A 12,718-nucleotide genomic window follows, 5' to 3' on the forward strand; every position below is an offset into this window, starting at 1 on the left:
TTGTATCCACTCAGGGACAACTCTCCGTTTTTCCCTTCTTATAGACTAAAAGGCAAAACAATATGAATAATTTCAATCGCTTTCAAGGCAAGGTCGCTTTCATTCAGGGGGGTAGCAGAGGCATTGGCGCTGCAATTGTTGAGAGGTTGGCATTAGAAGGAGCATCGGTTGCTTTCACTTATGTTTCGTCTGACAGCAAAGCAAAAGCACTTGCCGATCATCTGATATCGAAAGGTGGAAAGGTTATCGCAATTAAAGCCGATAGCACTAAACCCGAAGACGTCAGAAACGCAATCGAACAAACTATCCATCAGTTTGATCAGCTGGATATCCTCATAAACAATTCCGGCGTTTTGGTCTGGGACAATATCGAAAACTTAACCATGGATGATTGGGAGAAGACGGTGAATACTAATGTAAGAAGTATATTTGTTGCCAGCCAGGAAGCCGCTAAGTTGATGAATAAAAATGGTAGAATTATCAATATCAGCAGCACAAATGCTCAGCGAATTCCATTTGTTGGGGGAGCTCTATATGGTATGAGTAAAGCGGCTCTCACCGGTTTAGTGAAAGCACTTTCTCGAGACTTAGGCCACAGAGGAATTACGGTAAATAATATTCTGCCAGGTCCTGTAGATACAGACTTGAATCCGGATAATGGTGATACGTCTGAATCGATGAAAGCGATCGTAGCTTTGGGACGTTATGGACAAGCAGTAGAAATTGCACACTTGGTTGCATTTATTGCCAGTGACGAAGCAAGCTATATTACGGGTGCAGACTTAATGATAGATGGTGGCTTTTCTGCTTAATCACGTTATTTTCCAAAACTCGGAATGCTGAGAACTCCCAGGGAAAAATTCAGGACGAATTTTCAGGTTGTCGGCGTCGGGAGCGCCTACAACCGGCCCGGATAACACCAAAGAATTAGGTTACGCTTTGTGTCGGCAAAGCGTAATTGGCGCATATAGCACGATGTTGAAACAGGTGCCGGACTCAAGCGCGACATACCAATAACGTTTTTGAAATTGCACTCGCGAACAACGTTATCAAATCACACCAAACCGAAAGGGCAATCACTCCTACATCCCGTAATAGGTCGACAGATACACAAGGATGGCTTCGCGATCGTCAGGCGCCAGCTCATCCATCCCTTGTTCCTCAACCATCCATGTTAATAACTCATCCCACCTTTCTTTGCTGAGTCCTTGTTGCGTAACGAGGTGAAGAGAGTGGCAGGCGGAACAGGCGGACGCCACCAGCGCCATGTTTTCTCCCGGTGCCAGAATACCTTCACCGGGCGATTTTACCGGATCGCCAGCCGACTCAGTGATCCAATCCGGCGGCGTCGGGTTTTTAGTTGCCAGCCAGGCAATGATGGCAGCACGTGCCCCCGGGTCTTTTACGCCGGGAAAAACCATCTTGGTGCCGGGTGCAAACTCAGAAGGGGAGGCCAAAAACGCATCAAGTTTTGCGGCATCCCACTGTCCCTGATGCTGCTTGAGCGCCTCGCTGTATTGGAAGCCTTCAGCACTGGCGATATTGCGTTCGGCTAAACCCCAGAGTGGCGGCCCGATGGCCGTCACTCCGTTCGGTTCGACCTGATGGCAGGCTTTGCAGACCAAGGCTTGTTGTTCGCCTGCGGCAATCAGGGTTTCATCGGCAGAAAGCGGCAGGCTGCTAAACAGAAGCAGAGAAAATGAGAGCGGGATAACCCGCTCGATGAAGCTTGCCCGATTCATGTGGTTATCCGTTCACGACCAAAGCAACCCGGTGGAAGGTGTTGTTCAGGTAACCTTTGGGATTCCACGCAATGGCAAAAGGTTGGCTGATGCCTTGATCGTCTGTGGCTTTGGCCCAGATTTCATAGTAGCCGTGCTGCGGAAATTTCACCTTGGTGGTGAAGGTTTGCCAAGCGCCTTCATTGGCCGGGGCGGCAAGATCAGCATCCTTCCAGGTTGCGCCAAAGTCGATGGAAACCTGTACTTTCTCTATCTTGCGATCGCCTGACCATGCATGTCCCCGGACTGATACTTCACTGCCAGACACTGTGGTGTTGGTTTGTGGCGAAGTAATCAGAGATTTCACCGGCATTCGTTCAATGATCTCAAAATCTTTTTCGTCCACTTTTTCACCCGGTGCAACAGGGCGGTTGGGCACACGGTACGAGGTGCCTGTCATTTTAGGGCCATCGTGGATTTGCTCTCTGATCTGAATCCGTGTCAGCCATTTTTGCGAGCAGGAACCGGGCCAGCCGGGGACAACCAGCCGTAATGGGGCGCCATTCATCGGATGCAGTGCTTCGCCGTTTTGTGCAAAAGCAATCAGGTTTTCGCTGCCCATTGCTTTGGCGATGGGGACGCCCCTGGAAATGGGGATTTTTCCTTCTTTGCCGGACAGATCTTTATCTGCGCCGTAATGCGCGGTGTAAACGGCATTGTCTTTCACCCCTGCGGCCCTCAATACATCAGCGAGTCGCACCCCTGTCCAGGCTGAACAACCCACGGCGCCGTATGTCCATTGATTCCCTGTGGCTTTGGGTTCGAAGAATGCGCGGCCATTCCCGCCGCATTCAAGCACGAGTTGCTGCTCTATAACCTCAAAATTTTTCTTCAGATCAGCAATGGTGAGCGTCATCGGATTGTCGACCAGACCATCAATCGTTAATTTCCAGGCGTCCGGGTTCACATCCGTCGGCGGGATACCATTGTTGCGGATAAAATGCCGCGCGGTGGGAGTGATGTCGTCATTGAGCAGGTGAGGCGGGGTTTCTGCGTTCATCGGCCTGTCGTTCAGAACCGTTAAGCCATCTTTTCCTTCAATCACCACATCATCTAAGCCTTCTGCGAAAGCGGCGGGGATCAAGCCGGCGGGCATGTTCCGATGAAAAGGAATCGCACCGCCAAGCACTGCTGCCATGGTCGCTAAGCCTGCGCCTTTCAAAAATCCGCGTCTGTCCGGAAAGCTGACCCGGCCAAAAACCTTGTTGTCTGCTGAATCCGGATTTTTCTCGTAGCACTCGAAGATACCTCGAGATGGATTTTTCTTGTCTTTAGCCATGATTCGCACCTTAATCGAGTCAATTGTCGGGTGCCTCGGGTTCACAATACGCTCTGATTACCGACACATGCCGGCCGGAATGGTGGCAGAGGCACTTTCAGGGCGGAGATTCGAGCACTGAATCGCACATTGCGTGCTCATTGTGCTCATCGGTTGCAGCTATGTTGTTGAGTGTAGTTTGCAACGATACTTCTCTCAAACCCGCTTTCTTTGTGTGGAAAATGGTCCCCGGACTTGATTCAAAGCAAAGCCAGGATGGGCGAATAGAGCTGGGGCCACGCATTAAAAGCAACTATATTTTGAGGGATAGTTCACTTGTCCTCTTATCGGTTCAAAAATCATTTCGGGATGTGATTCTTCTAACTCGTTATTTTTTAAGGATGATCCAATTTCAGAATATGAGGAGAACCCTGATGAGTAAGCAATATGTTCGACTGGATAAAGACAATGCTGCCGTGCTCTTGGTTGATCACCAAACCGGGCTTTTATCTCTGGTCAGGGATATTGATCCGGACAAATTTAAAAACAATGTGCTGGCATTGGCCGATATGGCACTGTATTTCAAGTTGCCCACCATATTGACCACCAGCTTTGAGCAAGGGCCAAACGGCCCCCTGGTGCCTGAGTTGAAAGAGATGTTTCCTGATGCGCCCTACATTGCCAGACCCGGACAAATCAATGCCTGGGACAATGCTGACTTTGTTCAGGCCATTGAATCAACCGGTAAAAAGCAACTCATTGTTGCCGGTGTGGTGACGGAAGTCTGTGTTGCATTTCCGGTATTATCAGCAATAGAAGCGGGCTATGAGGTGTTTGTGATTGCCGATGCTTCCGGTACCTTTAATGCCATGACCCGTGATGCAGCCTGGGACAGAATGTCAGCTGCAGGTGCGCAGATGATGACCTGGTTTGGCGCGGCTTGCGAGTTACACCGGGACTGGCGAAATGATATCGAAGGCTTGGGGACACTCTTTTCAAACCATATCCCTGATTACCGAAATTTGATGAACAGTTATTTTACGCTTCAAGAGCAAAAATAAAGCAAGACAGTGATAGCGTGCTGAAAGGCGGCTATCACTGTGCCCGCTAATTTGGGGGGAGCAGCCATTGTTCAAAACCCGATAAACCGCTCAGGTTAGATGATTCGCTATGTGTCCTGTATGACGCTATCTGAAATGACTCTGAAAGAGGAGTGCGCAACATACAAATCAAAGTAAAAATTTCATTAATAATCTATTGATTCTCATTTATGTGATTTTTTTCGTAGAGATAGCTTTTCATTAATTTTTCGTATCTTTCCCGTCCCTTATGGTTAATACCTTTGATGATGAGAGATCGACAGGTATCAGGATCATAGGCGATCTCAGCGATTGAAATATATTCTCCGGGTTTTGCCCGATAGGTGCTTAAAAACTCACAGTACCCATCTGAATTGATTTTTCCTTGTCGTATGTAACGAGACTCTTCCTCAAAACTTTCTGGATAATTGTAATTTACAACGTTAGGCCCTTCTAATTTCACTTCATCCTCATGTTTCGAATAAGCTAAAAATGGCAAGCAAAAACAAATACAGAAGACCCATAAAGCATTAAAATTGATTAAATTTTTCATTCGAGGCCTCTGTGAGATATTAATGATTTGGTGTCATTCAATGTATCTGTTGAACGACACCTCTGCCCGGATCTTAGACCAAACAGATCAGAATGCTTTGCTCAAGACCTGAATGCTGTCCCACCAGTTGAAAGCTATTCACCGTTTCTCTTCACAGTGCTTGCCTGCAAGATGATGATGCGTTATTCATATGCTTCTTCATCTATTTGGTCGTTGGAAGGACTCAGTATGGCACTTTCTCTATGGTTCACCTTTTTTGTCGCCTGTATTGTATTTAGTGTCGCACCCGGCGCAGGGACTGTGGCTTCGATCAGTAACTCTCTGAATGTTGGTTTTAAAACTGCAGTGAAAGGGATTGTGGGTTTACAGTTGGCGCTGATTTCTCACTTGCTGATCGTGTCATTTGGGCTCGGGGCGTTACTGGCATCTTCTGCGACGGCGTTTACTGCGATTAAATACCTGGGTGCGGCATATTTGATTTATGTGGGTGTCAGCAAAATCTTAGCTGCCAAGAAATCGAAAATCGGGACTGATGCGGGGGATGTGAATCCCAAAGCGTTGATTCGGCAATGTTATATCGTCAATATCATGAACCCGAAGTCGATCATTTTTCTGGCAGCTTTCTTACCTCAGTTCATTGATCCACAACAGGCAATGATTGGGCAGTATCTGATCCTGGGAACGACTGTAGTTCTTGTCGATACTTGCGTGATGTTGGGTTACACCATCATGGCCAGTGTCGCAAAGCCTTACCTGACCAGCCCATCAACCATGAAAGCGATGAATCGGGTTTTTGGCTCTTTGTTTGTTTCAATGGGTGTTTTATTAGCACGCGCTGAGCAGTAGTTATTGATTTATCAACAAATAGTCAAGCCTATTCACACCTTTTTCTGATACGAAAACTGGCAAATCCCGGTCTCTCTGCAAATACTCATGAAAGCAGTATTGCAGAGAGATTCTGCGTGCGTTTCACGACAAGAGGTTTTGCCATGGCAAATCTGATTTATTATTTAAACATGACCTTGAACGGCCACTACTATCATGAAGATGCTGATGTGGATCAGGAGCATCATGAATACGCCCTTGAATTACTGCATGGTTCTGAAGCATTAATTCTTGGGCGTCACACGTATGATCTTTTTGCGGCTTTCTGGCCTGAAGCAGCAACGAGGAAAGATTTACCCAAATTTATGCAGTATCTGGCGATGGAATTACAGTCTATTCCCAAGCGTGTGGTGACAACGCGGCCACTTGAGCTTCCCTGGCAAAATACCGAGGCCCTGAAAGGGCCGGACACTGAAAATACCCGGCAATTCTTGTCTGGAATACATGGTAATGTTGTCCTGTTTGGCAGTCCTGCTTTGGCTGCCTCACTGGCCGATGCAAATTTGATCAATGAATATCAGTTTTTACTGGAGCCTTTTATCAGCACTCAGGGAAAGCAAGCATTTGACGATGCCAACGTATGGCAGAGATTAATGTTGCTGGATGCCAGAAGACTGAATCGGGATGTCATGCTGCTGAGGTACGCACCGGGACCATAAACCAGTTGGTTTGGGATTGTTTTCACTGGCATTCTCAGGCAGTGTTATGGATTCTCAGGTGTTTATATTCTAGGGTCAACCGTGGTACGCAGTCATCAATTTACCCTTGCCGGGTGCGGCGCAATTTGTCTTTTCAGCAGTGTGGTTGCCTTGATTCGGAATGTGACCGAGCAGCTTGGCCCTGTGGGTGGTGCTGCCATGATTTACAGCGTCAGTGCTTTCATTCTGATGCTGACGGTTGGCTTGCCGAAACTGTCTTCTTTTTCCCGCAAATACCTTTTGATTGGCGGCCTGCTGTTTGTCAGCTATGAAATGTGTCTGGCGTTGTCGCTGGGGATGGCCAATGATCGGTTGCAAGCGGTTGAAATGGGGTTGATCAACTACCTCTGGCCCTGTCTGACGGTCCTGATTGCCGTGCTCTTCTCACGCCGGTCAGTCAGTTGGCTGCTTTACCCGAGTCTATTGTTGTCTTTTTTCGGCGTTGCTTGGACGGTGGCCGGTGATAGCGGATTGTCATGGTCCGGGATTCTTGAAAATGTGCAGAGTAACCCGCTCAGCTACACACTGGCGCTGAGCGGGGCGTTGATCTGGGCTGTTTACTGCAACGTCACCCGGGTGATGGCGGATGGGATAAATGCCATTACCTGGTTCTTCTCTGCCACTGCCGTCGCGCTCTGGTTGAAATACCTGTTTGTGAATGAACCTCCGATGGCGTTTGATCTTCCGGTGATCCGGGATCTGCTGCTGGCTGGTCTTGCCATGGGCGGCGGTTATGCACTGTGGAATCTCGGTATTCTGCGCGGCAATATGGTGTTGTTAGCCACGCTCTCTTACTTTGTTCCTGTGTTTTCAACCTTTTTATCTGCGCAGCTGTTGGGGCTGACGTTAACCGCGACTTTCTGGCAGGGGGTGGTGATGGTGACGATTGCCTCTGTGCTTTGCTGGTGGATCACTCGCGAAAAAACGGAGTCGGTTCCGGTACAGGAAGAGCAAGTCTGATCCCCTGAAACCCGCAGTGTTGCGGGTTTTTTATACGCCTGTGCTTGCCTTCAAATCACCAGCCTTTATTTCCATTGAAGACGATCACGATTCTTTCAATGGCATATCAAATGCATTGAATATCAAAGTAAGATGCATGCGAATCATCTCAAAGAGTGAACTGGCTCAGGTGATTTGGAATGACTGCAAATTCATTGTTGAGAGAAAGGAATATTGATGTATCAAGTTATTGAGCAAGTGGTTGGCCCTGATGATTTTTTACGTTTACGCGACATCTCAGGATTATCCCCCCGTTCTTATGAAGCGGCCGTGAAAGGCTTGCCAAACAGCCTTTATGGTATCCATATTCTTTATGACGGTATCCCTGTTGCCATGGGGAGAGTGGTGGGTGATGGCGCGATTAATTTTGACATTGTGGATGTCGCTGTTGATCCCGACCATCAGGGAAAAGGGCTCGGTCGTCAAATCATGGCACATATCATGACCTATCTCGACAAGGCTGCTTTTCCCCGCTCTTATGTATCGCTGATGGCTGACGTGCCAGAGCTGTATGAAAAGTTTGGCTTTCAACTGTCCCGGCCAAATTCGGAAGGGATGTACTGGGTGAAAAAGTAACCGCCAATATTCGTGACGTTTCGCGAACCTGACATACCGCGAAGGAGAGGTGAAGATGATTTCTTGCCAGGAATATGACTATATCGAAATTGCCTGCTTGTATCAGCTGCCGGTCAGGCTGACCCTGAAAAATGGCCAACTCGTGGAAGGACATGCGAAAGATACCGTCCGAAACAGTGACAGACAGGAGTGCCTGTCATTACAAACCAGCCTTGGGTTGCAAATTGTTGTGCTGGATGAACTGGCAAGCATGGAAGCAACACAGCCCAATGCGTATTTCGATGTGGTTGAATTTTAATGTCGTTATAACTGATTGAAAAACAGAGGTTGTCGGCTTAGTGTCGGGTCCATGTCGTGGCCTGTCGGGTGTCAGGTTCAGTAGGATTGGAAGTGAAACAGCAAAAGGGAATTGAATGATGATCATTCGGAAACTCAGGTTACAACGTGGCTGGTCTCAGGAACAATTGGCACAATTGAGTGGCATCAGTGTCCGGACCATTCAGCGAATTGAGCGCGGTGGGAATGCCAGCTTGGAGACCCTGAAGTCCTTTGCGGCTGTTTTCGACATCGATATCACTGAACTGAAACAGGAGCCAGGCATGGACAAGGAAAACGCTGTGAGCACGGAAGAAGAACGTGCGCTCGCTTATGTGCGCGATATCAAGGCATTTTATTCACATCTGATCACTTACTGTCTGGTGATCGGCTTATTGTTTGTCATCAACTTCGTCACAAATCCATCTTATATTTGGGCCTGGTGGCCAGCAATGGGGTGGGGGATCGGGGTCGCCATTCAGGCTGCAAGTACATATGAGTGGTTTAATTTTTTCAGCACGGACTGGGAGAAGAAACAGGTTGAGAAGCGTCTGGGCAGAAAGCTCTGAGGCGCGATGAACATTCACAATTGCAAGCCGGGAGTTCCCGGCTTGTTTTTTGCGGTCATTGGCTCTTTGGAATGAGGTGACAATGTTTCTCAGAAAAGCCATAGTTAACTGAAGAAGAGAAAGTCCACTTGAGGCGGAGGATGAGTCAGTCAATGAATGAACAGGATGCCAAAGAGAAACTGGAAAGCTCGTCTAAGAAAGTCACGGATAAAGACATTGAGCGAGTCCTGGAAAAAGAACAGGACATTGAAGAAAAAGTGCAGAAAAGTGGCTCGCTGCGTCAGTACTTCAATGTCGTGAAATCTATGTATGGACTGGTGAAGGCATACTGGAAAGGAGAGTATCGGGAGATCCCCTGGTTTACCATCGCTGCCATCGTCACGGCGCTGCTTTATGTGTTTAATCCGTTGGATGTTCTGCCGGATGTGATCCCCTTTCTGGGGCTGACGGATGATGCACTGATTCTGGCCGTCTGCCTCAAGCTCGTCCAACAGGATCTGGATGATTTTGAACTCTGGCGCGCCAGAGGTGGCTCGGCGGATACAGAACAGCCAGACGCAAAAACCGAATAATTTCTCTTTTATTTCAAAGCCTAAAGCTGCCTGTGAATACCAGGCGGCTTTTTTTTTGGCTCTGAAACAGCGATATTTACAAAGTTATACATTTTATTTTCTTGTACAACTTACAGTGCTTAGCTAACATTCTTGTACAAGATAATTTTTTGTACAGGTGTGAAATGAGTATCCCGGTAGGTATCAGTGCATGTGTACTTGGTGAGAAAGTGCGCTTCGACGGCGGCCACAAGCGAAACCGCTTTGTGACGGATGAACTGGCAAAGTTTGTCCAGTTCCGCCCGGTTTGTCCGGAAATGGCGATCGGTTTGCCTGTTCCACGCCCAACGATACGGCTGGTGCAGCAGGATAATGGTGAGCGTCTAGTCGACAGCAAAGGCGGTGAGCTTGATTTCACCGACAAGATGAAATCATTTGCTGATCAACACATCAGTGCCATCCAGTCATTGTGTGGATTTGTCGTATGCGCGAAATCACCCACCTGTGGCATGGAAAGGGTGAAGCTGTATATCCCGAATGGAAATACGGTGCCGGGCGGCACAGTGGGTGTGTTTACCAAACAACTGATGGCGGCGATGCCCTGGCTACCTGTTGAAGAGGACGGGCGGCTGCAAGATCCTGTGTTACGTGAAAATTTCGTCTTTCGTATTTATGCCTTGCACGATTTTTACCAAAACGTAGGCAACAGCCTGACGCTGGATGCATTTGTTAAATTTCACTCACGCTATAAGTTCGTCTTAATGGCGCACAGCCCGACAGCATACAGAGAGATGGGCCGCTTGGTGGCCGGTATCAAAGACTGGGATTTGGCGGAGTTTTTCGTTGAATACCGTCAGCAGTTCATGCATGCCCTGAGCAAACATGCTCGCCGGAGTAACAACACCAATGTGCTGATGCATTTGCAAGGTTATTTCAAACGTAACCTGACCCGCGAACAAAAGCAGGAGCTATTGGACCTGATTGAAAGCTACCGTTTGGGTCATCAACCCATTCTGGTTCCTCTGGCATTGATAAAACATTACTTAAAAGAATACCCGGATCCGTATCTGCAGTTACAGACGTTTCTGAATCCGTATCCGGAGGAGTTGAAATTACGTTATGGCCTCTGAAGTTAAGTTATTCGCTATTCGAGAAGTGTCTGAAATGACGGGGGTCAATCCTGTCACACTGCGTGCATGGCAACGCCGTTACGGGCTGATCAAGCCACAGCGCACAGACAAAGGACACCGTTTATACACACAGGATGACATTGAAAAGATCCGTTTAATTCTGTCCTGGCTGGAAAAAGGGGTCGCGATCAGCAAGGTCAGGCCTTTACTCGAAGGCAAGGTGAGTGATGACGCCAGTCAGGAAAATGACAGTGAGGGGATGACACAGATACTAAGCGCCTTAACAGATTGCCGGCGCGGAAAACTCGAACAGCAATTAAGTCAGTTGATGAAAGAATACCCGCTGCCCGTGTTTATCGAAAAAGTGGTTGCGCCTGTGGACTTACAGGTCAATGACACAGCCAACCCGCTGCGTGCGATTCAGCAGGCACTATGGCAATCCACTCTGATAGAGCTATGTGCCAGCCTGGTTGCTAAAACCCGCAAACGGAGTGGAAGAAAAGCCATGCTGCTGAGTTTTGAACCGGCACAGGACGGCATTACGCATCACATCTGGCTTGGCGCCTTGTCGCTGAGTAATGAGGGTTACAGTGTCACCTTGCTGGATAACTTGCCGTTTAACAGCAAGTTACACGGCCTTGAAGCGGCGGTCTCTCAGCAGGGGATTGAATCTGTGGTTGTGATTGGAGAAAGCAAGCTGCCCCTGGCGATTTTGAAGCAGCTTGCGCGTCTTGACAGCGAGCTTGAGTGTCCGGTCTCGCTCAGGGGCAGTATTGCCGCGATTCATGCTGACTGGATCAAGCAGCGTAAAGGAGCCGAAAGTCATGGCCGCAACGAATAACAGCAACCGATGCCTGGTGTGGTTTCGGGCAGATTTGAGAACGGTCGATAACACGGCCCTGATTCAGGCATGCCAAAACTATTCATCCGTGCTGGCAGTGTTCATTGTAACGCCGGAGCAATGGGCGGCTCACGATACAGCGCCCATTCAGATCGATTTCATTCGCCGTCGCTTAGCTGTGCTCAGGTCTCAACTGGCTGAGCTGAATATTCCGCTGCGCATCGAGTCCGTCGCAGACTTTAACGCTGTGCCCGACTATCTGGTAACACTGGCACACGACTGGCAGGCCGGTCACGTGTTCTGTAACAAACAGTATGAATGGAATGAGCGACAGCGGGACTTGGCTGCCGGCCATGCCCTGGCCGAGGCGGGGATCAAATTCAGTGTACTTGAAGATACCTGTGTGCTTGCGGCCGGCACAATTCTGACCCGTCAGGGTGAACCTTTCCGGGTCTTTACACCATTTCGCCGCGAATGGCTGCGTCAGTTCCAGCAAAGCCCGGCGCTGGCGCAAACTGCGCCGCAGCCTCTGACCCGCAGTGATTGTGATCCCCGTTTTGGCTCAGAGACAGAATCCAATCCCGGTCAGTCATGGTTGGGCTATCCGCTGGCAGACAGCAGCCTCTGGCCTGTTGAAGAAGACACGATTCGCGATGCGCTGATGCGATTTTGTATCGAGCATGTTGCTGACTACGGTGAACAGCGGGATTTTCCGGCTGTGGAAGGTACCAGTAAGTTATCACCGTATCTGGCCATTGGAGCTTTATCCGCCCGTCAATGTGTTTCCGCGATCCTGCATGAGCATCCGCAGGCGCTTGAGAAGCAGGATGCCGGCCCTTTTGTCTGGCTCAATGAAATTATCTGGCGTGAGTTTTACCGCCATCTGATTGATGCCTATCCGAAAGTCAGCCGGGCGCAGCCATTTATCGACTGGACTAAGCAGGTGGCCTGGCATTCCGACAAAGCAGCACTGGCACGATGGCAACAGGGAGAAACCGGTTTTCCTATCGTTGATGCTGCGATGCGGCAACTGAAAGCTACCGGCTGGATGCATAACAGACTGCGGATGATTACCGCCAGCTTCTTAACGAAGGATTTGCTGATCCACTGGCAGGCGGGTGAGCAGTGGTTTATGTCTCATCTGATCGACGGGGATTTGGCGTCGAATAATGGGGGCTGGCAATGGGCGGCATCTACCGGCACCGATGCTCAGCCTTATTTCCGGGTGTTTAATCCGACCACGCAGGGAAAAAAGTTTGATCCAAATGGTGAGTTCATCCGTACATGGGTAAAAGAACTCGATCGCGTGCCTGACAAATATATCCACAATCCCCATGAATGGTCAGGTGCAGCCAGTCTTGCGTACCCCCCACCGATGGTGGATCACAAGTTGGCGAGATTACACGCCATTGAGGCATTTAAACAGGCAAAAGCCGCAGCAGAAGCGGGTTAATTCGACACAGGAAGGAAGCCACATCATGAA

The 12,718-nt window shown here is 48.9% G+C and carries 15 protein-coding genes; 12 read left to right on the forward strand and 3 right to left on the reverse strand.

Features of this window, described 5'->3' with window-relative positions:
- Positions 1 to 62 precede the first annotated feature (62 nt).
- Complete coding sequence (locus LN341_RS20175) at positions 63 to 812, forward strand: 3-oxoacyl-ACP reductase family protein (RefSeq protein WP_234205487.1); 750 nt, start codon at positions 63 to 65, stop codon at positions 810 to 812.
- A 270-nt stretch (positions 813 to 1,082) separates the two neighbouring features.
- Here the strand turns inward: LN341_RS20175 and LN341_RS20180 are convergent, their stop codons facing one another.
- Positions 1,083 to 1,742, reverse strand: a complete 660-nt coding sequence (locus LN341_RS20180; protein WP_234205489.1) for a c-type cytochrome — start codon at positions 1,740 to 1,742, stop codon at positions 1,083 to 1,085.
- 4 nt (positions 1,743 to 1,746) lie between these two features.
- Positions 1,747 to 3,060 carry a molybdopterin-dependent oxidoreductase gene (locus LN341_RS20185; RefSeq protein ID WP_234205491.1) on the reverse strand — a complete coding sequence of 438 codons (1,314 nt, stop codon included), beginning with the start codon at positions 3,058 to 3,060 and terminating at the stop codon, positions 1,747 to 1,749.
- A 413-nt stretch (positions 3,061 to 3,473) separates the two neighbouring features.
- Between LN341_RS20185 and ycaC the strand changes: the two genes are divergently transcribed.
- Complete coding sequence (ycaC, locus tag LN341_RS20190) at positions 3,474 to 4,100, forward strand: isochorismate family cysteine hydrolase YcaC (protein ID WP_234205493.1); 627 nt, start codon at positions 3,474 to 3,476, stop codon at positions 4,098 to 4,100.
- Between the two features lie 193 nt (positions 4,101 to 4,293).
- On the opposite strand, the gene LN341_RS20195 is transcribed toward ycaC, so the two are convergent.
- Entirely contained in the window at positions 4,294 to 4,671 is a 378-nt protein-coding gene (locus tag LN341_RS20195; RefSeq protein WP_234205495.1) for a hypothetical protein, read from the reverse strand.
- Positions 4,672 to 4,899: 228 nt separating this feature from the next.
- Between LN341_RS20195 and rhtB the strand changes: the two genes are divergently transcribed.
- From rhtB to phrB, 10 genes are all read left to right on the forward strand, one after another.
- Positions 4,900 to 5,517, forward strand: coding sequence for a homoserine/homoserine lactone efflux protein (rhtB, locus tag LN341_RS20200; protein ID WP_046220829.1), 618 nt, complete (start codon positions 4,900 to 4,902; stop codon positions 5,515 to 5,517).
- A 143-nt stretch (positions 5,518 to 5,660) separates the two neighbouring features.
- The gene (locus LN341_RS20205) at positions 5,661 to 6,215 is read left to right on the forward strand and encodes a dihydrofolate reductase family protein (protein WP_046220830.1); all 555 of its coding nucleotides are present in this window, start codon (positions 5,661 to 5,663) and stop codon (positions 6,213 to 6,215) included.
- Positions 6,216 to 6,296: 81 nt separating this feature from the next.
- Entirely contained in the window at positions 6,297 to 7,214 is a 918-nt protein-coding gene (yddG, locus tag LN341_RS20210; protein WP_234205497.1) for an aromatic amino acid DMT transporter YddG, read from the forward strand.
- A 216-nt stretch (positions 7,215 to 7,430) separates the two neighbouring features.
- Positions 7,431 to 7,829 carry a GNAT family N-acetyltransferase gene (locus tag LN341_RS20215; RefSeq protein ID WP_046220833.1) on the forward strand — a complete coding sequence of 133 codons (399 nt, stop codon included), beginning with the start codon at positions 7,431 to 7,433 and terminating at the stop codon, positions 7,827 to 7,829.
- Between the two features lie 55 nt (positions 7,830 to 7,884).
- Complete coding sequence (locus tag LN341_RS20220; protein ID WP_046220834.1) at positions 7,885 to 8,127, forward strand: Rho-binding antiterminator; 243 nt, start codon at positions 7,885 to 7,887, stop codon at positions 8,125 to 8,127.
- A 118-nt stretch (positions 8,128 to 8,245) separates the two neighbouring features.
- Positions 8,246 to 8,713 (forward strand): 2TM domain-containing protein, encoded by a 468-nt coding sequence (locus tag LN341_RS20225; protein ID WP_046220926.1) that lies wholly within the window; start codon positions 8,246 to 8,248, stop codon positions 8,711 to 8,713.
- A gap of 140 nt (positions 8,714 to 8,853) precedes the next feature.
- Complete coding sequence (locus tag LN341_RS20230) at positions 8,854 to 9,285, forward strand: YkvA family protein (RefSeq protein WP_046220835.1); 432 nt, start codon at positions 8,854 to 8,856, stop codon at positions 9,283 to 9,285.
- Positions 9,286 to 9,449: 164 nt separating this feature from the next.
- A complete protein-coding gene (locus LN341_RS20235) occupies positions 9,450 to 10,394 on the forward strand; it encodes a 2-thiouracil desulfurase family protein (protein WP_046220836.1) in 945 nt (314 codons plus the stop codon).
- The gene (locus LN341_RS20240; protein WP_234205499.1) at positions 10,384 to 11,235 is read left to right on the forward strand and encodes a MerR family transcriptional regulator; all 852 of its coding nucleotides are present in this window, start codon (positions 10,384 to 10,386) and stop codon (positions 11,233 to 11,235) included. Before LN341_RS20235 ends, LN341_RS20240 begins: the two co-directional genes overlap by 11 nt.
- On the forward strand, positions 11,219 to 12,688 hold the full coding sequence (phrB, locus tag LN341_RS20245) for a deoxyribodipyrimidine photo-lyase (RefSeq protein WP_234205501.1): 1,470 nt from the start codon (positions 11,219 to 11,221) through the stop codon (positions 12,686 to 12,688). Before LN341_RS20240 ends, phrB begins: the two co-directional genes overlap by 17 nt.
- The last annotated feature ends 30 nt before the right edge of the window (positions 12,689 to 12,718 follow it).

Source organism: Photobacterium sp. TLY01, assembly GCF_021432065.1.
Lineage (GTDB): Bacteria > Pseudomonadota > Gammaproteobacteria > Enterobacterales > Vibrionaceae > Photobacterium > Photobacterium halotolerans_A.